The sequence below is a fragment of the Longinema margulisiae genome, from assembly GCF_025266855.1.
GTDB lineage: Bacteria > Spirochaetota > Brevinematia > Brevinematales > Thermospiraceae > Thermospira.
On sequence record NZ_CP053071.1, the window covers coordinates 1 to 23,607 of the forward strand.

The 23,607-nt window shown below is 44.2% G+C and carries 23 protein-coding genes; 16 read left to right on the top strand and 7 right to left on the bottom strand.

Annotation, left to right across the window (positions count from 1 at the left end; genetic code table 11):
* Nucleotide 1: 1 nt before the first annotated feature.
* From BREVNS_RS00005 to BREVNS_RS00035, 7 genes are read right to left on the bottom strand one after another with little or no spacing between them, the layout of a single operon-like run.
* Nucleotides 2-2,119, bottom strand: coding sequence for a PP2C family protein-serine/threonine phosphatase (locus tag BREVNS_RS00005; protein ID WP_483427029.1), 2,118 nt, complete (start codon nucleotides 2,117-2,119; stop codon nucleotides 2-4).
* Nucleotides 2,112-3,020 carry an alpha/beta hydrolase gene (locus BREVNS_RS00010; protein ID WP_483427030.1) on the bottom strand — a complete coding sequence of 303 codons (909 nt, stop codon included), beginning with the start codon at nucleotides 3,018-3,020 and terminating at the stop codon, nucleotides 2,112-2,114. The genes BREVNS_RS00005 and BREVNS_RS00010 overlap by 8 nt, the downstream gene beginning before the upstream one ends.
* A 12-nt stretch (nucleotides 3,021-3,032) precedes the next feature.
* The gene (locus tag BREVNS_RS00015) at nucleotides 3,033-3,701 is read right to left on the bottom strand and encodes a lycopene cyclase domain-containing protein (protein WP_483427031.1); all 669 of its coding nucleotides are present in this window, start codon (nucleotides 3,699-3,701) and stop codon (nucleotides 3,033-3,035) included.
* Complete coding sequence (locus BREVNS_RS00020) at nucleotides 3,698-4,204, bottom strand: flavin reductase family protein (protein ID WP_483427032.1); 507 nt, start codon at nucleotides 4,202-4,204, stop codon at nucleotides 3,698-3,700. The genes BREVNS_RS00015 and BREVNS_RS00020 overlap by 4 nt, the downstream gene beginning before the upstream one ends.
* A gap of 14 nt (nucleotides 4,205-4,218) precedes the next feature.
* Entirely contained in the window at nucleotides 4,219-5,124 is a 906-nt protein-coding gene (locus BREVNS_RS00025; protein WP_483427033.1) for an ATP-binding protein, read from the bottom strand.
* Complete coding sequence (locus BREVNS_RS00030; protein ID WP_483427034.1) at nucleotides 5,121-6,104, bottom strand: N-acetylneuraminate synthase family protein; 984 nt, start codon at nucleotides 6,102-6,104, stop codon at nucleotides 5,121-5,123. Before BREVNS_RS00030 ends, BREVNS_RS00025 begins: the two co-directional genes overlap by 4 nt.
* Before the next feature lie 15 nt (nucleotides 6,105-6,119).
* A complete protein-coding gene (locus BREVNS_RS00035) occupies nucleotides 6,120-6,719 on the bottom strand; it encodes a hypothetical protein (RefSeq protein ID WP_483427035.1) in 600 nt (199 codons plus the stop codon).
* A 429-nt stretch (nucleotides 6,720-7,148) separates the two neighbouring features.
* Here BREVNS_RS00035 and BREVNS_RS00040 point away from each other — a divergent pair, with 429 nt between their 5' ends.
* From BREVNS_RS00040 to purL, 16 genes are all read left to right on the top strand, one after another.
* On the top strand, nucleotides 7,149-8,873 hold the full coding sequence (locus BREVNS_RS00040) for a proline--tRNA ligase (RefSeq protein ID WP_483427036.1): 1,725 nt from the start codon (nucleotides 7,149-7,151) through the stop codon (nucleotides 8,871-8,873).
* Nucleotides 8,842-9,654, top strand: a complete 813-nt coding sequence (locus BREVNS_RS00045) for a hypothetical protein (protein ID WP_483427037.1) — start codon at nucleotides 8,842-8,844, stop codon at nucleotides 9,652-9,654. The genes BREVNS_RS00040 and BREVNS_RS00045 overlap by 32 nt, the downstream gene beginning before the upstream one ends.
* A complete protein-coding gene (locus BREVNS_RS00050; protein ID WP_483427038.1) occupies nucleotides 9,651-9,845 on the top strand; it encodes a hypothetical protein in 195 nt (64 codons plus the stop codon). The genes BREVNS_RS00045 and BREVNS_RS00050 overlap by 4 nt, the downstream gene beginning before the upstream one ends.
* Before the next feature lie 88 nt (nucleotides 9,846-9,933).
* Nucleotides 9,934-11,166, top strand: coding sequence for a hypothetical protein (locus tag BREVNS_RS00055; protein ID WP_483426599.1), 1,233 nt, complete (start codon nucleotides 9,934-9,936; stop codon nucleotides 11,164-11,166).
* Between the two features lie 224 nt (nucleotides 11,167-11,390).
* Entirely contained in the window at nucleotides 11,391-11,861 is a 471-nt protein-coding gene (locus BREVNS_RS00060) for a transporter associated domain-containing protein (protein WP_483427039.1), read from the top strand.
* A complete protein-coding gene (thpR, locus tag BREVNS_RS00065; RefSeq protein WP_483427040.1) occupies nucleotides 11,858-12,415 on the top strand; it encodes an RNA 2',3'-cyclic phosphodiesterase in 558 nt (185 codons plus the stop codon). Before BREVNS_RS00060 ends, thpR begins: the two co-directional genes overlap by 4 nt.
* Nucleotides 12,408-13,076: a hypothetical protein gene (locus BREVNS_RS00070; RefSeq protein WP_483427041.1), complete on the top strand. Its 669-nt coding sequence runs from the start codon at nucleotides 12,408-12,410 to the stop codon at nucleotides 13,074-13,076. Before thpR ends, BREVNS_RS00070 begins: the two co-directional genes overlap by 8 nt.
* Before the next feature lie 9 nt (nucleotides 13,077-13,085).
* Nucleotides 13,086-13,775 carry a histidine kinase gene (locus BREVNS_RS00075; RefSeq protein ID WP_483427042.1) on the top strand — a complete coding sequence of 230 codons (690 nt, stop codon included), beginning with the start codon at nucleotides 13,086-13,088 and terminating at the stop codon, nucleotides 13,773-13,775.
* Nucleotides 13,772-14,539 carry a 5'/3'-nucleotidase SurE gene (surE, locus tag BREVNS_RS00080; RefSeq protein WP_483427043.1) on the top strand — a complete coding sequence of 256 codons (768 nt, stop codon included), beginning with the start codon at nucleotides 13,772-13,774 and terminating at the stop codon, nucleotides 14,537-14,539. Before BREVNS_RS00075 ends, surE begins: the two co-directional genes overlap by 4 nt.
* Nucleotides 14,540-14,581: 42 nt before the next feature.
* Nucleotides 14,582-15,247, top strand: coding sequence for a HEAT repeat domain-containing protein (locus tag BREVNS_RS00085; protein WP_483427044.1), 666 nt, complete (start codon nucleotides 14,582-14,584; stop codon nucleotides 15,245-15,247).
* A gap of 190 nt (nucleotides 15,248-15,437) precedes the next feature.
* The gene (locus BREVNS_RS00090) at nucleotides 15,438-17,906 is read left to right on the top strand and encodes a hypothetical protein (protein ID WP_483427045.1); all 2,469 of its coding nucleotides are present in this window, start codon (nucleotides 15,438-15,440) and stop codon (nucleotides 17,904-17,906) included.
* A 2-nt stretch (nucleotides 17,907-17,908) separates the two neighbouring features.
* On the top strand, nucleotides 17,909-19,039 hold the full coding sequence (locus BREVNS_RS00095; RefSeq protein ID WP_483427046.1) for a hypothetical protein: 1,131 nt from the start codon (nucleotides 17,909-17,911) through the stop codon (nucleotides 19,037-19,039).
* Nucleotides 19,040-19,148: 109 nt separating this feature from the next.
* A complete protein-coding gene (locus BREVNS_RS00100) occupies nucleotides 19,149-20,294 on the top strand; it encodes a YncE family protein (protein WP_483427047.1) in 1,146 nt (381 codons plus the stop codon).
* 53 nt (nucleotides 20,295-20,347) lie between these two features.
* Nucleotides 20,348-20,479 carry a hypothetical protein gene (locus BREVNS_RS00105; protein ID WP_483427048.1) on the top strand — a complete coding sequence of 44 codons (132 nt, stop codon included), beginning with the start codon at nucleotides 20,348-20,350 and terminating at the stop codon, nucleotides 20,477-20,479.
* 359 nt (nucleotides 20,480-20,838) lie between these two features.
* Nucleotides 20,839-21,276 (top strand): hypothetical protein, encoded by a 438-nt coding sequence (locus BREVNS_RS00110; protein WP_483427049.1) that lies wholly within the window; start codon nucleotides 20,839-20,841, stop codon nucleotides 21,274-21,276.
* 128 nt (nucleotides 21,277-21,404) lie between these two features.
* Nucleotides 21,405-23,588 carry a phosphoribosylformylglycinamidine synthase subunit PurL gene (gene purL / locus BREVNS_RS00115; RefSeq protein WP_483427050.1) on the top strand — a complete coding sequence of 728 codons (2,184 nt, stop codon included), beginning with the start codon at nucleotides 21,405-21,407 and terminating at the stop codon, nucleotides 23,586-23,588.
* Nucleotides 23,589-23,607 lie beyond the last annotated feature (19 nt).

Below are 23,607 nucleotides of genomic sequence, written 5' to 3' on the forward strand. Positions count from 1 at the left end.
GCTACGTCTTGATAACGACAAGCGTCATATCATCATAAATCTCAGCCCCGGCGGTGAAATCCCGAATCTCTTCAAGGATCTTTTGCTGAATCTCCCCAGCAGAGAGATAATCATATCGTTGAATAAGAGCCTTCAAACGTTGAATACCAAATTCTTCCTCGGCTGGATTGATACACTCCGTCATTCCATCAGAATACAACACAAAGATCTGATCACTCTCATAGCGATAGGTTTCTGTAACATACGTCGCCTCAGCAAAAAGCCCAACTGGCTTTCCCGGTGTAGAAAGCTCAATAAACTCCCGTTTTTCCCTGTCCCATACCAAAAGGGGATAATGCCCCGCATTACTAAAAAAAAGCGTCTGAATCTCCGTGTCCACAAAACCAGCAAACAGTGTCGCAAAACTCAGGGTTCTCCATTCATGCTCCGGTTTTTTTCGAGAAAGCATAGTATTCAACCGATGAAGAAGGGCATTGACCGTGGACGATCCAAACTGATACCCCTGAACCGTACTATGAATCATCATAGTAATTAACGCTGCAGAAACCCCTTTGCCTGAAACATCAGCCACCACAAAACCAAGTTCATGAGAAGACACTGCCTCAAGCCACAGATAATCCCCGCTCAACCACTTTGCCGGTTCCTGATAAAAAGCAATATCAAGCCCCCGAACTTTTGGAATCTCCCGCTGAAAAAGTGTTTCCTGAATCTCCGAAGCCAAAGCGAGTTCTCTCTCTGTCTGTTCCGTCTCCTCTGCCTTCTCAAAAAAGATCACATTCTGATACAATACCTCAATCAACCGAAGAATGGCCCTGAGTTCCTTTATCTCACGAAGAGAAAAGCCCTCCTCATCACCAACCGTCGCAAACTGGACAAGCACCTCCACCTGACCCTCTCGCATCACTGAAAGTACCGCCTCACACTTTGCTGCATCAAAATACCTGAAAAAAACCTCCACATCACGCCGAAATGGTCTCTGATGAAGCACAAGTTCCCTGTCAAAATATCCCTCGCCACTCTCAAAATGCTTCACAAGAGAAGAAGGTACCTCTATTTTTCCCCGCAGGCCTCTTGTGGAAAAAACAGCAAAAAACTCCTCCCCGTGCCTTTCTACAATATCCACATCCCTTTCCATCATATCCTTCAAAAAGAGAGCCAAAGCTTCATAAAACTCATCTCGACTCTTGTTTTGACCAAGATGCCTCACCAAAAGGGGAAACCTCTCTTCTTCGAGAGCCTGGTTTTGAAAAAGTTTTCTCAAAAAAGTGAGCAAAAGGACCGCAAAGACGAAATAAAGAGCCATACTCCCGGAAAAAACAAATAAAAACACCTCCGCCGCCAGTTCCATAAACCACCGACGAAAGATATAAAACAACATCGCTGGCAATCCCATCAAAAAGAACCCAAAAAGGGCTAAAGAGACAAACCGTATCACCTTTTCCCTGAGTTTGAGTGTTCGAAAGGTATTGGCTACATAAAAGACCACTCCCCCCAACACCAGAAGAGATAAGGCCTTGACTGAGAGAAAAGCCACCTTTTCTTCCCCTGCAAGAAACACCACAAGAGCCACGCTACTCCCTGCAAGAAGATAGCGAATCCGTCGCTGTTGAAAGGCGTATGGCACAGCCATATACCTCATGAGAGCCTCTATACCAGCAAACACAAAAAGAATCACCGTATAGACAAGAGCGAGTATTCTCCCAACCGATGGGACTACCATCACATTACGAGAATTTGTCGGAAGAGAATAAAGATAAAGAGAATCATACAAACCACCAAAAAAGCCAAAAACAGAAAACAAAAGACTGATACCCATGAGTGGAATCACCCGACGGGGAAAGGCCTTTTCCTCCTGTGTCAACCACAACACAAAAAGCCAGCCCATCCACCCTTGATGAACCCAGAGCACATCCTGTATTCTCTGAATCCAGCCCAAAAGCACCATATTATTGTTTTGAGCCACATACAGCTTGAGCCCCCAGAGAAGGGCATAGAGAGCTAAAGTACCATTCCAGAGAGCGGCTATCAAGGTCACTCGATTGAAATTCATCACAAGCATATCTAAAGCCAGCACAACAAGCACAAAAGCCACCAGAAAAAGACTTGCTGTCTCAATCATTGTCCACCCTCCGCAAAAACCCCATAATAAGTTCCATGACTCTCTCTTTCACCCCCTCATGATTGAGAAGAAGATGCCTTCGACTCTCCTTATCCCAACGCATATCAAAAATGATAGCCTCTCGATGGGCCCCCTTCAGAGCCCTCATAAAATGAAAAATACTCGAAGGATTCACCGTCCGATCCCTATTCGATTGTACCAAAAGACAAGGAGCTTTGACGAAAGCCAAACGCTTTCTCATCTGTCGAAGACCTATTCTCTGAGTATGAATAGCCCTCGCCCATATCACCCCATCAATCCCATAACGTTTTTCAATAGACGAGGACGGGGGAACTTTTTTTGCCTCCCACCATGGACAAAAAAGCCCAATCCATCCGGAGAGAAGAAGAAAAAGATTTCTCGAAAAAGGCCGAAAATAATGCCAGCCCAAAAGCCCATAAGGAGCCGCCACAGCAAAAACGGCCCTCACCGCATACAGAGAAGCAAGGTGCAGGGCTATACTTCCCCCAATACTCGCCCCTCCTACGGCGACTTTCTCATACTTTCCTAAAAGATTTTGAAGACTTTTTTCTGCTTCCTCATACCAGAGAAAGTACAAAGGTCCTACTTCCAGCGTGCCAAGATACTCTTTCGTAGCCACCGTTTCTGGCATAGCTGGAATATACACATCCCATCCCTCTTCATACAACCTCTTCCCCAATTCCTCCAACGACAAGGGAAGACCAGAAAACTCATGAAGAAGAAGCACCGCTCTTTTTGTGTTGTAAGGATGAAGCATCTCAAGAGAAGGGAGAAAAACCTTTCCCTTTCCCTTGGCTAACCAGCGTACCCAGAACAGGGTCTCATTGATCACGACGAAAACAAGGAGAAGAAAAATTCCCGGACCAATCAGCCACCCCACCTGACAAACCTCCTACCGGAACTGGAGATACACGACAAGAGCCAGTCCTAAAAGTGAAAAATTATACAAGAAATCCTCAAGGGGAATACGCAAAATCTTCATCCCCCATATTGCCGTGTCATTATAGAAAATCGTTGGGAGATTCACATACAACCCATCAAAAATCACAAAAGCCACCATAGAAAACCCCATGAAAATCCAGAACGTCGAAGAAGTGATGATCCCCGGAGAAAAAAAGGCAGAAAGAAACCAGAAAAAAGCCACACTTCCCATAGCCAAAAGGGTATAGCCCTGTTTTCGCCAGACCCAGGCAAGAACCATAAATAGAAACCCCAAAACAAGTTGAATCCACCACAGAGAAGGAATATCTTCCGTCACAGGAAAAAGAACACGACTCACTTCATACACAAAAAGACAGGCATACGGAACCACCACAAAAAAAAGCCACTCCCCCGGTGGAAGCCCGAACCATCTCACCTCACCCACATACTCGTTGTTAAACCGCCAGTGCCCCCACTTGACCGCTAACATATCCCACACAATATACAGTCCCCCAACGATAACCACACTTGCGAACACGGCCGGGAGATACTGAATAAAGAAAGCCAGCGGATGAAACGAAAGAAGAAAAGGCCCTGCAAAAATTCCAAGGGAAATCAGGGTATAGGTATGTTTTTTCATTTTCTCCTCCACACTCCTTCAATCCGGGCTATAAAAAGATCATGATAATCACCCTGCGCATAAAAAGCCCGCCTGATGTCCTCCCTCAAGAGAGAAGAAGGTTCTATGGGTTGCCGACAGGCTGTGGTACAGGAAAGCGCCATCTCCGCCTCCTCAAAAGCCACTCCCCCCTCTTCCAGAGAAAACGGGGTAAGCCCCGCTAAACGCATCTTTTCTATTTCTCGACCAGATTTTGCCCCACAGATTTCGAGAATATCTCGATGAGATTCAGGCAAAAAGACAAGCGTAAACGAAGGATATTTCATCAAAAACTCGTGGGTATAACAACTCGGCCGCACAAAAACAAAGGCCATGGGTTCATTCCATACCACTCCAACCCCACCCCAGCTTGCCGTCATCATATTATAGGACTCAAGAGTTCCTCCCACGACAAGCATCCATTTTTCCCCTATCCATTCAAACACATTCCAGGAAAGTTCTGAAAGTGGTATAGAATGCAGCATACTCGTCTCCCTCATCAGGTATAATTTTCCCGAAAATTAAACAACAGAGAAAGGGCATTCCCGTTCGCATTATAGGTCAAAGCCGATGTGAGATGCTTCATCAGGCGTATTCCCCGTCCCGTGATGGTCTCATTGTCAATAAGGGATACGGGTACATGCCTTCGTACATCAAATCCCTCTCCCGGATCCTGAATAAACACCCGTAGTGCTTCAGGACCAATCTCATAGGCGATAGAAATCTTCTTGCTATAGTCCATCTGACTCCCATAGGTGATGGCATTCACCAGAGCCTCGTGAATCACCGTTTCAATATGCCAGTGTTCATCGCATTGATAGCCAAGGAGTTTATTCTTGAACATCTCGGTAGTAAGACCAACCGCCCCAAGGGATGATTGAATGAAAAACGTGTACTTTTCCGCTGGTAAAAACTGCATCACATAAAGAAGAGAGACCCCTCGAAAATTCCGCCGAAAATACCTCTGGAGAAAACTGAGTGCCTCATCCGCCACAAGTTCACATTCTTTTTTTGGCCGGGAGATAAGAAGTTCCCTCTCAAGTGGCTGATCTAAAGCAAGCAGAATCTCTCCCTCATTGACCCGAAAGGAGTGGTCTATATCCACCGGTCTGAACGGTACATCACACGTCCCCACATAATAATACACCTTTTTCCGTCGAGCCACCTTTACCACCCCTTCATGGTACGTAAGCACATCAGGCAAATGTTCAGGCAAAGCCTCATAATCATAAAAAGGATTGTCCCAGAGATCAATACCCACCCGAAGCGAATACTTATCAAAACTCCTGGCAAAACGATAAAAAGGCCCATTCTGGTTATTGAGCGTGAACCAGACATTTCGTGTCAACGTGAAATCCAGAAGTTCATCCTTGACGGTAAGCGGAAACCGTCTTCTGTGGTTCATAATTTCTCATACGCCCTGTAATCTTTTCTTGCCCTTTTTCCTACATAGGTATCATACTTTCGTAGCGTAATCCCTTCACCCGGTCTGGCACATAGCACATCACTCCCGGTGATCATTTCACCAGAGTGAATATCCCTTGCCGCATAGAGACCTCGCATCGAAAGGGGACGAATCTTTTGCTCAAAATCCGTGATTTTTTTCTTTCCGCATCCTATAGCCACCTCAAGTTGCCGTATCTCTGCCACCATTTTGCCAAACCTTTCAGGATCAAGAGACACGGGGTGATCCGCCTCCTGAAGTTTAGCGTTATCCGTAAAATGCCTTTCGATGATTCTTGCCCCTAAGGCTACAGCCGCTACACTGAATACTGTTTCCAAGGAATGGTCCGAGAACCCAACCGTGGTACGAAACCTTTCAGAAAGGGTTTTGATAAACGCCAAATCCATATCCCCGGCCTCAGAAGGATAGCGAGACACACAATAGAGAAGCCCCAACCTTTCTTTTGGGAAAAACCGCACCGCTTTCTGAATCTCCGAAAGACCCACAAAGCCTGTCGAAAGAATAGCATAGGCCTTCTCTCTTCTCACATAATTCCCTATCTCTCGCAGAAAAGGTTCAAAAGTAATATCGGCACTGGCTACCTTGATCACAGGAATCTTCTCGCTTATCATCCATCGAAGAGAAGAAAAGTCTAAGGGAGTAGCAAAAAACAAAACTCCCTTCTTCTCCGCATATTGTCTGAGACGTCCAAAAGCCTCATACGAAAGTTCGTACTTCGCAAAGATTTCCCTCACAGGAGAATCCGGATGATAAAATTCTGTGGTCCGATAAATCTGAAACTTCACCGCATCGGCACCACATTTCACCGCCTCATCAATCAATCTCAGGGCATATTCCTCACTCCCGAGATGATTAATACCAATCTCAGCAACGACCAGAACCCGCACATCTGTGGGATCAAAGGCACGATACCACTCCATATTCCTCTCATATCTTTAGAGTATTTTGACAATCTGCGCAAACGAATGCTCTCTTCGCAAAGGATAGATACCCTCTTTCGTCATGGCATCCTTCACCTCTGCAAGCAAAGCCTCTGAAGACTTTCCTCCCAGAGCCTCCTGATTTTCCTGCGTGACCAAAAAAGCGGCAATCTGTTTTCTTTCCTGTTTCAGCCTGTTCTGATGAACCGTCATCTCCTGATCGATCTGTTGAGAAAGGGTATAGAGCGTTTTCTCATCAGAGACCTTCACACTCATATAGGCAAGCGGGGTCTCTCCCTGAAAACGGGTGCCACTCACTATCTGCTGGAGTTCCTGAGAAAAAGCCTCATAGTTTCGCTGTTCCACAGCCGTACGAGAAAACTCCGCCACGCGCTTTTTGAGAAGTTCTAAACCAGAAAGCACCACCTCATGCCGCATAAAATTCTGCTCTCTATCACGAATGGCAAGAAGTTTTTCATCTGTCTGTCGAAGAAGACCAACCTCATCCTGAGACGTTTTCAGAAGACGGGCTGAAACCCCCCGTGATTCCGTCTGTTTCTGCTTTTGAATCCTGTCAAGCGCCACCGTGCTATGCAGAATATCCTCAATCCTCATAAACCCCTCCTTGTTTTCTTCCTTTTTCTCCCAAGCATATTATAACACAAATCTGGAAAAAGTAAAGAAAAATAAAGAAAATTTCCATTTCGAGACCTTTGCACGGGTATTTTCTTCCCTTGTTTGTGTCAGGGGCTACGCCCCTGAAACCCCGCTTTTTCTGTTTCCAAGGGTCTATTTGTCTTTTTTTATCCAAAAAATAGGCTTATTTATTATAGAAAGGAAATATTTTTATACTCTTTTTGCTTTTTTATCACTTTCTTGAGACCTTTGCACATTCATGCAAAGGTCTCATTTCGAGGCAGTCCCCTTCAACGTCAAGAGAAGGGTAACGGTTTTCTGAAAAAAGATTTCTCCAATACTCTTTTTTGTTTTTTTCCTTCACCTATGCTATAATATCGTACCTTAATTTTTTATGGAGGAGAAATCATGCGACGAAGCCAGATGCTTCTTCCCACACTTCGAGAAGATCCCAAGGATGCAGAGATTGCCTCTCATATTCTCATGATGCGGGCAGGGATTATCCGAAAACTGGATGCAGGACTTTATACCTTTTTGCCTCTTGGCCATCGTGTCCTTCTCAAGGTTATTCAGATCATTCGCGAAGAGATGAATAGAGCCGGGGCTCAGGAGCTTCTTCCCCCTATTCTGATCCCGGCAAGTCTCTGGAGAGAATCCGGACGTTACGACATCATGGGCAAGGAGATGATGAGACTCCAGGATCGCCACGAAAATGATATGGTCCTTGGTCCCACTCATGAAGAGGTTTTCACCCACATTGTGAGAGAAAATGTACAGTCCTATCGCGATCTCCCTCTCAATCTCTATCAGATAAATACCAAATTCAGGGATGAGATCCGTCCTCGATATGGGGTGATGCGATGTCGAGAATTCATCATGAAAGATGCCTACTCCTTTGATATTGACGAAGCCGGGCTTGAGAAAAACTATCAGGCCATGAGAGAAGCTTACAGACGGATTTTCACCCGATGCGGGCTTGAGGTTATTCCTGTGGAGGCAGATACCGGAAATATGGGTGGATCAAACTCCGAAGAATTCATGGTACCTTCTTCTGTGGGAGAAGAAACTATCATCCATTGCCGGAGTTGTGGGTATGTGGCCAATGTAGAACGGGCTCAGGCAAAGCGAGAGTTTTCTCCTTCTTCTGAAGAGATGCTTCCCCTTGAGGAAATCGCTACCCCAAATATCCGGACCATTGAAGAACTGGTGGCTTTTCTCAAGGTTTCCGCCGAGAAGTTTATCAAAAGCCTGGTCTATCGCACAGAAAACGAGATAGTGATGGTGCTGATCCGCGGAGATTTCATGGTCAATGAGACCAAACTCAAACATGCCATAGGGTGTATTGAACTTGAACCGGCCACAGAAGAAGAGGTAGAAAAAGTGACCGGCGCTCCGATTGGATTCGTCTCTCCTGTTCGTCTCAGGCAAAAGGTGCGCATCATTGCTGACGAATCTATCCCCCCCTTGCGCAATGCTATCTCCGGGGCTAACAAAAAAGACTATCATCTCAAAAACATAAACCCTGGAAGAGATTTCTCATGGGATGTCGTGGCTGATATCCACGAGGTCCAAGAAGGCGAAAAATGTCCCTACTGTAGCCAGGAACTCAAGAGTTATAAGGGTATTGAGGTGGGACATATCTTCAAACTTGGCTACAAATACACAGAGGCTATGAACGTCAGAGTACTGGACAAAAATGGCCAGAGTATTACGCCAATTATGGGGTGTTATGGTATTGGTGTGGGTCGTACCATTGCCAGCGTGATAGAACAGAATCATGATGCCAATGGTATTATTTGGCCAATGAGCATAGCCCCCTTCCATGGCATCATTGTCCCCGTTAACATGTCTGATCCCGCTACCGTTGAAGCCGCCGAAAAACTGTATCAGAAGCTTTCTACACACTTTGAGATACTGCTTGATGATAGGGATGAACGACCCGGGGTGAAATTCAAGGATGCCGATCTGATTGGTATTCCTATTCGTATCACCATTGGCAAATCCTTTACCGAAGAAAAGAAGGTGGAACTCAAACTCCGTCGTTCTGAGGAAAAGCACCTGGTAGCCCTCGATGAGGTGGAAAAGGTTTTTGAGGACTGGTATGAGAAAGAGATGGCTCCTTATCGTCTGTAGTGGGATTCTTCTCGGGCTTTTCTCAGGATGTGGGAAAGCGGTCCGACGACTTGAGCCTTTTTTCTACCGGTTTGATATAGGTCAAACCCTTCGGTATCGTTTTCGAGTCGAAAGCCAGATGTCCCTTGAGGCCGGGCTTGTCGGTTATCAGGGAACGATCATCATAACCGGGGCTTTGTATCTCACCCCTGTAGCCTTTACCAACGGAGAGTATCTCTTTCACATGCTGATCAAGGATGTCACCGTAGAAAATGCCGACAGAAGCCTCTCAGGAGGGATTTACGGCTACATCAACTACCTGAGTGCCACCTTTTACGAATGGTATATGACACCTACAGGGAAGATCACGGTGTACTATCGGAATCTTCCCCTCTACCCCCTCCAGTGGTTTGCCAATATGGTGATTGTGGATGTCTCCCAGTGGGATGAACTCACAGGAAAGGGAGAAGAAAAAGCCACCAATTTCTCAGCCCTTTTCCAGAATCAGGAAATCACCGTGGATACCACCCTTTTTCAGCGGCTTGTGGGAAGCTCTTCCGAAAGTTATACGATCTCCCAGCAGTATAGCTATACAGCCTACAGGGAAAAGGCATTTCCTTTGGCTACCGTGGAGATGCAGATGGAAACCAAACTCGGCAGAAAATCTCATCGTCTTTTGTCCAAAGAAGGAAATTTTCAATTCCAGGGAACTGTACCCTTTCTCCGGCAGGGAATTTTCACCCTTTCGGCGCGTTTCCAGGGACTTGGTAAGTTCACTCTCGAGGAGGATCCTCTTCAATGACAAGAGACACACTTCTCAGGGAAATCCACCGCTTTCTTGATCATTTAACCGTTTCTTCTATCATGGTCCCCCGTTCAGAGGTGATTCTGATTGATGCGGCCTCGTCTTTTCAGGAGATTGTGGATATTATCCGAAAAGAGGGGTATTCTCGCTATCCTGTGTACGAAAATCACGTGGATAATATTAGGTAACGTTTTTTTCAGGAGACCTGCAGTGGGAAGATGAGGAAAAGCAAAAAAAGTTCCTCCCTGGCCGATAATAGGACACAAGGAGGAACCCATGCGTAAAGAATTCACCTTCACTTTGACTATCGACTACCCTGACACAAAACTTGAGACGTTAGTGGTGGTTTTTCTCCAGGCCATCAAAGGAGTGTTTGAGTCATTTGTTCATCAGATTTCTGTAGAAGTGGCAGAAAAAGAAATAAAAGAAGGTCGTATCACCTGTACATGCGGAGAAAAACATCACTTCATATGGAAAACAAAGCATGGAAAAAACACTGTTTTTGTTCTGATGCCCTTTGGAAAGATCACTCTTCCTCAGCTCCAAATTCAATGCAAAAAGTGTGGAAGAAAACTTTTTCTCACAAGATCTCTTCTTGGTGTAGAAAAGCGAAAAAGGCAAATCCTGAAAGATATCTACAGAGTGGCTTTAGCCGGGGCTCTTACCACCTATCGAGTGGCCGCTCGTATTCTTTCCTTCACAGGGTATAAAATAGGTCTTAGCACCCTCTGGAAAAACCTTCAAAATATTGGGAGAAAGATACATTTCAGTATCTCAGAAAAAGAAAAACCCTGTGGAGAAGCCGATGGGACGGGTATTCCTGTTCAGGGCAAGAAAAAAGGAGAAGAAGCTAAAATTCTTTTGCAGGAGAGGCAACAAGCCTCCCCATTGACAGGAAAAAATACAAGAATAGCAGGCCTTCTTGTGGATAATTACCATGCAGGTTGGGACAAACTTCTTAAGCCCATTCAAGAAAAACACTCTTTTTCTCGGTTTTTTCTTGTTGTCGATGGAGATACAGGGATTAACCAGGGCAAACATCCCGGTATCGTTTTTCAACGATGTTTGTGGCATGTAAGTTATCAATTGAAGTATTTTCTTCGTCTTGATAGAGTGAGATATCGTTCTTCTGAGTGGACAAATATTGTCGCTGAAACAGGGAAAGCCTGTTTCTTGGGGTACAAAAATGACTGGCAAACAAGACTTGGTTATCAAAGCGAGCGCAGACAGCATATTCAGAATCTTCTTGACTTATTTCACGAAAAAGGGCGCAAACATTGTTTTTATTATCTTCTTCGTGCTCAAAAAGACATGTTCGCCTGTGACAGTGAAGATGGTTTGCCAAGAACAACCTCAAGGGCAGAACGGCTGATGCGAACCATAAACCAGAGAATGGATGTGGGGGTATGGAAAAGAGAAGGGGCAACCAATGTTCTTGCTGTGCGTTTGCATTACTACTATAATCGTGATGAGGCTATCGATGGTGTCTACTGGCAGGATGTGATATAAAACATAGGGATGGTACGTACTTATTGCCCTGTTTTATGGCCTAAAAAGGGTACTTTCCCCAGAAAAAACTTGTTTATCTAAAATGTTCCCTGTATACTACAGTTGACAAAAATCTTTTGAGCCAGGGGTAACTTCTTTATCCTTTTCTCTCTCTTTCAGGTCTCCTGTTGGAAACGTAATCTAATATTATAGGGGTTCTCTATGCCAAGGATCTCCTGGGACAGATGGTATCCGAGGAACTTTCTCTCAAGAAAATCTTAAGAAAACCCATCTTTGTATCCGAAAATAAAAAGGTATCCCAGCTTCTCTCCGAATTTCGTCAGACCCATATTCATTTGGGTATCGTGGTCGATGAATTTGGAACGATGGTGGGTATTGTCTCCCTTGAGGATATCTTAGAGGAACTGGTGGGAGAAATTGAAGACGAATTTGACACCAAAACGACGGAAAAGGAGTATGAGATTCTCCCGGATGAAAGTGTTATCCTTTCTCCCAAAATGGCTATCAGTCGTTTCAACGAGGTTTTCAAACAAAAAATTCCCGAAGATAATTTTGAAACCATCGGGGGCTTTTTGATGGGAGAAAAGGGTTATGTGCCTTCTTTAGGGGAGACCATCGAATACAATGGGCTTGTGTTCACGATTCTTGACGTCAAGGGTAGCCGTATTCAAAAAATAGGGATGAAGAAAAAATGAGGCTCTTTATCGCTATCGACATTGATGAATCCACCAAAAAGACTCTTGCCGAAGCTGTGAGATCACCCCAACAAAAACTCAAAGACCTTTCCTGGACCACGCCAGAGCAGTGGCACCTCACCCTTGCCTTTTTAGGAGAAGTAGAAACCTCTCTTGCCCTTTCTCTTCAAAAAAGGCTTGCCGAGGTGAAAGCCTTTCCTTTCGTCCTGAAGGTAGGGGGAACAGGGGTTTTCCCCCATTGGGCAAGTCCACGGGTATTCTGGGCCGGTGTTTCTGAAAACGAAGAGATGCAAAATCTCTATACCCATCTCTGGGATATCCTCAAGACAGAAGGTTTCTCCCCTGATGAAAGGGGTTTTCACCCCCATCTCACCCTTGCCCGTATCAAAAAAGTCCTTTCGCTTGAGGAAAAAAAACTTCTCCAGACAGTAAGCATACCGGCAAAGGAAGTCCACATCGATGCCTTTCATCTCTATCAGAGTGAACTCCATCCACGGGGGGCACGATATACGAAACTCATGACCTATCCTCTCAAGGAGACTCCCAATGGATAAAGAGTTTGCCACCGTTGTTCGAGGTCTTTTGGAGAAGGGACAGCCCTTCAGTTTGAAGTTCTATGTCATCAACGAGGATATCGAAAGAAAAGTAGAAACAGCCCTTCATACCGTTTTCGAGTTTTATAACCGTCAGGAATACACAGGGGTAATTTATACCTGTGTGAAGGAACTGATGATCAATGCCACCAAGGCAAACCTCAAGCGGGTTCTTTTTGAGATGAATCATCTTGATATCCACAACGAGAATCACTATCTTGAAGGAATGCTTGCCTTTCGAAATCTTTTAGCAGAAAAGAGTTATCATACCTTTCTCCCCCAGTTGAAAGAAAAGAATTTCTGGGTAACGGTTCGTCTGAACCATTCCCCTGATGGGGTCAAAATTGAGGTTATCAATAACGCCTGTATGGCCCCCATTGAAAACCGTCGTCTGAGAGAGAAACTCAAGAAAGCCATGCAGTATGAAAGTTTAGCCGAGTTTTATCTTGAACAGGGAGATGAGATGGAAGGGGCGGGTATGGGAATTGCGCTCATTGTGATGCTTCTCAAAGGAATGGAACTTGACCCGGCACTCTTTCGTATAGGAACCACCCTTGATGATCAGACCTTTGCCAGAATTGAGGTGCCGTTTACCCTCCACTATAGAAATGCCAGAGAATAGGGGGATAGTATGGAAATGGAACTCTTTTCCCATACCATTGCCGAGATTGTCGAGCAGAAACAGCCCTTCAAACTCCGGTTCTATGTGCTCAATGAGGACGTAGAAAGACGGGTGGAAGAGGCTACCAACTATGTGTTTTCCTATTATGGCCATGGAGAGATGGTAGGGGTTATTTACACCTGTGTCAAAGAACTCATGATCAATGCCACCAAAGCCAATCTCAAAAGGGTTCTCTTTGAGGATAGCCACCTTGATATCAATAATGAAGAGGCGTATGTCCAGGGGATGATCTCCTTCAGAAACTATCTCAACGAGGCTTCCTATGCAGAGCATCTTCCCGCTCTGAAAAACCGTGGATACTGGGTAGAGATTCGCTTTGAGTATAGTGAGGACGGGGTAAGGATTGAGGTATTCAACCATGCCCGTATGACGGATCTTGAAAACAAACGTCTGAGGGATAAGCTCAAAAAAGCCATGCAATATGAGGATATTGCCACTTATTACATCGAACAGGGAGATGAACTTGAGGGAGCCGGCATGGGAATTGCCCTGATTGTGATGCTTCTCAAAGGGATTGGGGTAGATCCAGCCTACTTCCGTATTGGCAATACCTCAAATGACACCACCGTCGCCCGTCTTGAGATTCCCTTTACCGCGAATTTTCATAGCCTGCGTGAAAGAAAAGAGGGGGCTCGATGAAACTTCTTCTCACCAACGACGATGGATACCAGGCTCAGGGCATAAACACCTTGGCCGAGGTGTTATCCCTTTCTCACGAGGTGTATCTCTGTGCTCCTCTCTCCCAGCAGAGTGGAACAGGACATGCTATCACCCTTTTTCAGCCGCTGGAATTCCGACAGGTAGGAGAAAAAGCCTATGCTGTAGATGGCACACCGGCTGATTGTGTCAAAACAGGTCTCATTCATTTCTTTCGGGATGTGAAATTCGATCTTGTCGTCTCCGGTATCAACCACGGTCCAAACATGGGTGAGGATATTTTCTATTCGGGAACCGTAGCCGGAGCACGGGAGGCGGCTCTTAATGGTCTCCCCGCTGTGGCTCTCTCTCTCAATGAGTGGGAAAATCCTCTCTATTTCCGGCAGGCAGCAGAACTTTTTGCAGGTCTTTTGGCCTGTTTTGATAAAGATATCCTTCAGCCAGGTCTTCTCCTCAATATCAATTTCCCTCACACGCCGGCATATCGTGGTCTCAGGATTACCCATCTTGGTAAACGAATTTATCGGGATACCGTGAGAGTGGCCTCTCAAGAAGAGAAAAATTATGTTATCATTGAAGGAGAATGGCCTCACTTTGTCCCTGAAGATGGAACCGATATGAGTGTGGTCGATGCAGGCTATGTTTCTCTCACCCCCCTTGCCATCGAACGCCAGGACAAACGTTTCCTCTCCCATATTGAAAAAATCCTCAAAAAATATGAAAAAAGGGCTTGCATTTCTTCATAAACCTGGTATAATAGAAGGGCACGTTTTGGGAAGGAGATGGGAATGGCACTTTCTCTTGAGGATCAAATGCTCTATGCAGAGAGTTTAGAAGTACGTCGAAATGCCGCCATTACATTGAGTAAAAATCCTTCTCCCGAGATGGTACCCTTTTTTTTGCAGGCTCTTTCCGATAGTGAGGATGTGTCCATTTTTGCCATGTATGGACTTGTCAAGATAGGCGTACCGGCTGTACCCCAGATCCTTGAGATGCTCAACTCCTCCCCCCATACGGTCACGAGAGCAAGCTGTGTGGAAATTTTGGGAGAAATCAAGGACCCAAGAGCTCTTCCCGTGCTCCTCAACATAGCCGAACGCGACCCCAATACCTGGGTTCAATCCGCGGCCATTCAGGCCTTAGGGGGATATCAGGAACCAGAGGTGAAGGATCTTTTGGTGAGACTTCTCTCACATCCTGATTCCTGGATTATGACGTTGGCAGCTGTGTACCTTTTCAAAAGACAGTACAAAGAAGAGAATCTTTTTCAACGCATGTTAGAGAGGTTTGTGCGCCCTGAGGAAACCAAACGAGGGGTTATGGCATGGGGACTCATCGAAGTAGGTTCTCAAAAAGACGTTCCCCTGTTGAAACAGGTTTTGCAGGGGGTCCAGGATCCCCTCATTCAAAAGATGCTTCAGGAGATTCAGAAGCAACTTTCGTGGAAGAAGTGAGAGAAAAAATATCTGAAAATACAACCCTTATTGGGTTTGAAGATACAACAAAATTACAAAAGAAAGAACATCCCCCAGACAGCTACCTTTGATTTGAAAGGTTTCCAGAAAAATGTGACAAATGCCTATTGACAAAAACCTAAATAAAAATTACACTATCGCTGAAAACAATAAGAACAGGAGGTCCACAATGAAGAAATTTTTCTCCTGGGAGAACTTGCAATGGGTAAATCGAATGACTTTAAGTGTAGTACTGATCTACGGAATGCTTACCGGCTGTACTTTGAGATTATCTATTCCCGCAACCAAAGATGAAAAACCAAGAATAGTTGTGTTGCCAGTTTCACCTTTACCTGATAATGGAATAGAAGTGCATGTGGTGTCTATAAAAGTTATTCCTACCAACCAGATCACAAGTATTCCTCAATTATCAGATTTTCAGATGCAAAGAGTTTCTCTCGACGAAGTACCAGAGGATCTCAAAAATGAAATATTGCAGATTTCTAATTTTCTTGCCGGCCATATAGAAGATATGCCAGAAGACATCAAAAACACTGTCAGCCATCCTTCTAACGTAGAAATTGTGTACGAAAACACCATCCCTTTTCTGTATGATAGAGGCAATTTTCTCTGGCTAGAAGAAGATAAGATGCACAGACAGATTATGAGAAAAATAGCAGAGAAGAGCATGCTCCGAGACCAAGAGGCTATTTCCAATAAGATATGGAATTTTTCTGAATACAGTTTTGATGTGAATACAGATGAAAGTGAATCAGCAAAAGAGTTTCGCAAGACATTTCTCTATGAAACGTTAGTAAAACAGAGTCCCACAGGAAAAATAGAGTACACCAATCTGTCGGTTGGAGCCATATCCAACCTTGTAGCCCGGTATATGGTTCCACGGTTCAAAGAAGCCCTGATGAAAAATTTAGAGGAAGTAGTAGAAGAAGTCAAAACTCACGAAGCAACCATTGCTTATGAAGAGATGAATACCCCTCCCTCGACCACTCTCTATGAAGAAACTACAAATTACAGTATCCATCGGGTCCCGAAAGAACTTCATTGCTACAAGGACGTTCTTCCTTATCCTGATTTCTTAGAGGTAAAAGATCCCCCTCCTCAACATCTTTCTTCAGAACCATATGGATTTGTCATCAAAAATTCATCCAATACTGTAGCATATTTTATTGTGGATCTCACAAATTATATGAGAGAAAACGGGGTTAGTATAGAGAAGCTTCGACAGCTTGATGGACGATTTTACGGAAGTATTCAGGATACTCTGGAATTAGCTGCCAGAATCAAAGATTTCAGTAATAACTTTTATCAGGTATACAAGAATTCGGATGGAGTGATTTCTATTACCACCAATACGTGGAGTTATACCATGACACAGGAACCATGGACGACTTATTACCATACAAATTTTGTCACCAATAAAGCCTATTCTTTTGAAAGCTGGATGGCCATGAAATATGGCATTTTTATGTTTCCACTCTATCAGGTTATTCAGGTCTGTCACCAATATACTTCCTGGTGGCCATGGAAAACCATAGATGGTTCTTTGCCTTTTCTGGTATATGATACGGTAGTAATCTACCGTTATACCAATGTTAACGGCGTGGAGTATAGTGTCTATACCAACTGGCTGGGAATGATCACCGCCTTTCCTCCCGTCACAGGCGAACAAATGACAATTCGTTTTGCTCGTGCCTCAGAGTATTGTATAACCCGAACAACCAATGGACATAGTTATACAACCAATATCATCGTAGATCTCTATCCTGAAGAATTTACCAATAATGGCGTGGTCTATGTGCCATTCAACAGGACAGTAGACTGGATTTATAGTAATGCCCGTGACGGGGATATTATCTGGTGCGAGTATGATCAACCGATCTCTCCTCTTGGAGGACATAGTGGCGTTATTATAAAACCGGGTGAGCTAAAGACGATAAAAATAAATGGCAGCCGTACCTTGGATAGGATTGGTGTTCTCACGGCCTTTGGGCATGAAAAAGATGGGGCTGTGGGTCTCATAACAGGTAGTTCCAGCAGCAGTAGTACTCCACCGGGATGGAAAAACACGGTCTACCGACTCGATGGAGGAAAGGCTGATTGTGTTCATTTCTATAACTTAGAAGGACATGCTATCAACACATGGGAAGGCGGTATCCTGCGTGTGAAGGAGAAAACACCAGGAGAAGGAAGACTGCGGGTAGAAAAAGCCTTTGAAAAATATGGTGGAGCGCCATATAATCTGGCTATAAATGTGAGTAAACAGAATCTTAATCGGGAGACCGGAATGTACTGTAATGCCATTACCTGGAAAACGTGGTCAGAAGAGGTGAGAGATGAAAATGGCCAAATATATACGGGTGTAGATATTGACGAGGTACCAACAGAGGTAACGTATGCCAATGTAGCCTCTTTGCTCACCTGGCTTGGAATGGGTTTGGCCTGGGGTGGTTTTGGTGTAGTCAGTCTGTCTGTCAGTTTCGCCTTAGGAGGTTTTCTTATTGTAGTGGGCCTTCTTATTATCGGTCTTGGATCATTTCTTGTCTGGTTAGCATCGCAACGATATTCCTGGGATACGGTATCCGTTCGTGACATGCTTGCCTCATCAAAAGTACAAAAAATCTGTCAGTGGGGGAGGTAGATATGAATAAATGGATTACAGGGAGCATGATAACTTTCTTCCTGGTGGCCTGCGCCTGTTCCACGCAACCTGTTGAAACATCAGGACTTGTTCTGCAACCTTTTGCGCCATTTGAGGTGCGGGATGATATGATACCTTTAATTCAAAATTGGGGCGGTACTACACTTAAAATATTTGACCCTTCTCAGGATAAGATTGCGGGAGAAATTTCTTTTGCTTCAAGAAATGGGGGATATATCATAGGAGCTGCTATTGGTAATGGCAAAATCTATGTGATCAATGAGGGAAATCCTCGTTATCCGGCCACAGAAATTTACGTGGTTTATCCTGCTCAGGGCAAGGGAAAAACTATCTCCATGGGAAAAACTCCAAAAGGGGGAATCATAGGAATTCATCCATTCAGTGTAATGTATGCGAAAAAGTTTAAGCGATTTTTTATAGAAGAAGCATGGATGGGGACCTATATGATTTTTGATGGAGAGAATGATACCTACCTTGGCTATATAAAAAATGAGTGGACAAAAGGAGTTCTATTCAATGTACTTCCCTTCTGGAGTTGGGAAGATGAAGAGGGAATAATTTACGGTTATAGTATAAATGAGAAGAAGAAAAATTACATTGTTAAGTTTGATGTTATATCTCAAGAAATTTTTCCTTGGAGAGAGATTGAAGAAGGAGAAATAGCTGGAAATCGTCAATGGTACTATTATCTTGACGCATGGGTCGCTAACTTGAGACATTCTTCTCTTGTTTTAACTTCGAATTATCTTTGTTGTGCATTTTTTGGAAATCACTATTTGTATATTTATTCAAGGAATGATAAAACACTTCTCACCCAAGTATGCATTTCTAATGAAGAGAGTTATATTTCAACACCGTCGTGTGCTTATGTTCTGGATTGTTATGCTCCTTCAAATTGGATTTTTGTAGGCATTCGAACTAATTGGCAGACAGGGCAAGATAGTGCTGTATGTCACTTAATCGATTTGAATACTATGAAAGATACAAGAGTTCTTCCTTATGAGGATCGTTTTCTCGTTCAAGGAAGCAAAATATATGTAAAATGGTCAGACAGGATCGAGGTATATTCGATCACGAATTTGGATGAGAAGATTGCTACTATTTCCTTTTGAATAACCTGTAGGAAAAAGGAAAGGGGTACAATTTTTAGAGGTACCCAAAGGAGTAAGTCAAAGGGAATAGCAATAAAAGCCGGAAGTGAGGAGGAAAAAAAGAGAAGCGATGAATAAATGGATTACAGGGAGCATGATAACTTTCTTCTTAGTGGCCTGTGCCTGTTCCACACAATCTGTTGAAACATCAGGACTTGTTCTACAACCTTTTGCGCCATTTGAGGTGCGGGATGATATGTTGATCACCATGGGAGAAATAGATTATTCCAGTGGTGGAGGAGAGATTGTTGTCATAGATCCCGTGACAGATACGGTGGCAGGAAAAATACGATTCAGCGGTGTCAATGGTGGGTACGTAAGTGGCGCGGCTATCGGCAATGGCAGAATCTATGTGATCAATGAGGGAAATCCTCGTTATCCCGCAACAGAGATTTATGTAGTTTATCCTGCTCAGGGAAAAGGAAAAACCATCTCTATGGGGAAAACCCCAAAAGGGGGAATCATAGGAATTCAACCGTTGAGTGTCCTCTATGCAAAGAAAGCCAGGCGATTTTTGATAGGAGAAGCATGGATGGGAGTCTATATGATTTTTGATGGAGAGAATGATACCTACCTTGGTTATATGAAAAATGAGTGGACAAAAACATCCTTTTTATCTGTTGAACCTATCTGGTTAGGAGAGGAAGAATACGAACTTTACGGTATATGTGAAAATAATGAAGTAGTAAAGTGGAGACCTGCCTCTCCAGAGGAAAAGGTACAAAAGATGCTGATGATCAAAGGTCAGGAAATCGGAATATTTCCTTCCTGGAGTGAAAGTGAAAGATACAAGGTCTTTCACAAAGTTCAAAATTATCTTGTATATCCTGTAACTTCTCCTCCCTTTGTATCTCTGGAAATATACAATTTTTCAAATAATCAGGCAGTAACAAATATTTTTCTTTCCAATCTTGAGATATTTCCTTCTTCCTGCCATGCTTATTTTATTGATATATATCCCCCCTCTAATTGGCTTTTTGTTGAGGTTATGTACTGGACAAATACAAAAATGCCAGGTGAACCAGAATTTACCTGGCATCTTATAGATCTCAATACTTTCCGTGACATCGGAATCTTATCTTATGATGGTCCTCCTATTATTCGATACGATAAAATTTATGTAAGAAAACCAATTGGGCACAAACGATGGGAAAATAGAATTCGTGTTTATTATATTACAAATTGTTCTAACTATATAAAGGATATATGGCTTTAATTGTTTACACATGCAATTAAATTTTTAAAAAAGTCAAGAGAAGAGGTACAATCATGAGGAAATGGATTACAGGGAGCATGATAACTTTCTTTCTGGTGGCCTGTGCCTGTTCCACACAATCCGTCGAAACATCAGGACTTGTTCTACAACCTTTTGCGCCATTTGATGTGGTGAGAAAAAAGTAGAACCTGTACGAAGAATAGATCAACCAGAACAAAAAGTGCCAGAGGGCAGTCAAAAGATTATAGTAAGAAGGAGGATCAAAATGACAGGCAAAGCAAAGAGGTTATGTCTCGGTGGAAAGACAATAAAATACGCGGGACTTATTTTATGTTTGATTCCTCCTTTATTCGCAACATCTGTCTCAAATAGCGCAAACTGGTCAGGATACCGAAAAGGTTCATTGCTTTTGAGTGTAGCTTACCCTGTGATAGACTTCTCTATGGATGCTTTTTTTCCTTTGTATGTTATTCCCTTTCCCTCCATCATCTGGCCAGGAGAAGGTCCCTGGTATCGTGTATATCCCGGGTTTGAAGGTATTATGATGGCTAAAGAACCTCTTGCCATTGGGATAGCTCTTCGATCTTTCTTTTATACCAGAGAAGGAGAGTATGTTAACTGGAAATGGCGCCTCACTTTCTCTGGTATTGGGTCTTTTCTGACGTGTCATGGTTATGCAACAAATCTCTGGAACAGAAATATTGGCGTGGATTTTTATGGAGGGATCGGGATATTTTATCAGCATATTTTTACCGATTTTGAAAGTCCTGTGGTAGAAAAATGGTATAAGGATTTTTTTGCTCTCTATGAGTGGTACTTTCAACCGGCTTTTCTTTTCGGACAAACATGGTTTTTTTGTCCTCACTATGGCATTCAAACGGAGATTATTTTTCGTTTGCAACACTATGAGAGACATGGTATTCTGGATAGTACAGGAATGTGTCACTGGCTAATTCAACTAGGGCTTGTTTACTTGTGGTAAAAAAACTCCTATAACAAGAGAGATTCAAATAACAACTATCCAGCTTCACCCAACACCTTCATTTTTTGCATTTCTCCTCTTTTTATGCCATAATATATATTACCATGAGCGAAACAAAGGAGTCTACCATGGATAGAGAAGCGGCTATCAAGCGTTCTAATCTCTCCGAGGCCGAATTACAGCTGATTGAAAAATATCTTGGCAGAAGCCCAACCGTCGAAGAAATCGGTATGTTTGGTGCTCTCTGGAGTGAACACTGTGGCTATAAAAATACAAAACCCCTCATCAAAAAACTCCCCACCAAAGGCAAACACCTTCTCCAGGGTCCAGGAGAAAATGCAGGTGTTATCAAGGTAGGAGAGTATGCTGTTGCCTTCAAGATAGAAAGCCACAACCACCCTTCGGCCGTCGAACCCTACCAGGGAGCCGCTACAGGAGTGGGGGGAATTCTACGAGATGTCTTTGCGATGGGCGCACGTCCTATCGCTGTTCTTGATAGCCTGCGATTTGGAAAAGTGGATTCTCCCCGTACCCGTTATCTTGCCAGTGGGGTTATCAAAGGTATCAGTGATTATGGGAATCGTGTGGGTATTCCCACCGTTGGAGGAGAGGTGGTCTTTGAGGATAGTTATGAGGAAAATCCCCTTGTCAATGTGATGTGCGTGGGTATAGCCAGGCCAGAACACATCATCAAGGCTGTAGCCAAAGGGGAGGGAAATCTCCTCTTCTACTACGGCTCCAAAACCGGGCGGGACGGGCTGGGTGGGGCTACCTTTGCCTCCGCTGAACTTTCCAGTGAGGGGGAGGATCAGCGTCCCTCTGTTCAGGTCGGGGATGCCTTTACTGAGAAATTGATTCTCGAAGCGACACTCGAACTCATTGAGAAAAACCTTGTGATCGGTATTCAGGACATGGGGGCGGCTGGTCTCACCAGCTCAAGTGTGGAAATGGCCGCCCGTGGAAAAAGCGGAATCGAAATCGATATCGACAAAGTCCCCGCTCGTGCCTCCAACATGACGGCGTATGAGTTTCTGCTCTCCGAAAGCCAGGAACGAATGCTTGCCTGTATTGAACCCTCCAAACTCCCTGAAGTAGAAAAAATCATGCAAAAATGGGAGCTTGATTATGCCGTTATTGGCAAGGTAACCTCCACAGAAAGGGTCGTTGTCTATGAAAAGGGAAAAGTCGTGGCTGATATTCCTATTCGCTATTTAGTGGATGATGTCCCTCTCTATGTCCGCGAGGTGAAAAGACCTTCCTATTTAGACGAAGCCCGTACCGTACCTTCTTTTCACCTCCCCCATGATATGACACCTCTCTTGAAAGATCTGTTGAAACACCCTTCCATCGCCTCCAAGCGCTGGGTATACAAACGGTACGATCACATGGTCCAGACCAATCTGTTAGCCGAACCCATGGAAGCAGGTGGCGCTATGCTCCGCCTCAAAGGAACCACCATAGGCCTTGCTATGAGTACCGATGGGAATGGTCGCTATACTTACTTAGATCCCTATGTGGGAGGAATGCAGGCTGTAGCAGAAGCTACCCGAAACATCAGCTGTATGGGGGCTGAACCCTATGGTATTACCAATTGTCTCAATTTCGGTAATCCAGAAAAGTCCCACGTCTACTACCAGATTGCCAAAGCCATGGAAGGCATGGGAAAAGCCTGTGAAGTATTAGAAGTTCCTGTGACGGGCGGAAACGCTTCCCTCTACAATGAAACCGATGGAGAGGCTATCCTTCCTACCCTTATCGTCGGAGTGGTAGGAGCCATTGAAGACTACAAAAAAGCCGTCTTCTCTCCCTTCAAAGCCCCAGGTCATACCATTTACCTGCTTGGTAAACCTCGAGAAGGTCTTGGAGGGAGTATGGCTCTCAAACTTCTCACCGGCAAAATTGCTGGCGAATGTCCCTTCCTTGACATAGAAGAAGAAAAGCGTCTCCAGAAGTGTATCCGTGAACTGATTGCTAAGGAACTCGTAATTTCCTGTCAGGATGTGTCTGATGGAGGCTTAGCCGTCGCTCTCTCGGAATGCGCCCTTATGGGAGGAGTGGGTGTCCGTGTAGAAACAGAGGGAGATATTTCCCCTGAGGCCTTTTTCTTTGGAGAGTCCCAGTCCCGTCTTGTCATTTCTACTTTGCCCCAGTATGAAGACACTATCAAGAACATCTGTGAACACTATGATATTCCTCTCACACGCTTAGGAACAACCACTTCCGATAATACTATACATCTCACCTACGGAAAACGCACCATCTCTCTCTCTGTCCAGGAGGCAAGAGAATTGTATATGACAGAGTACCTGTAAATACTGTTTAAGGAGGCAT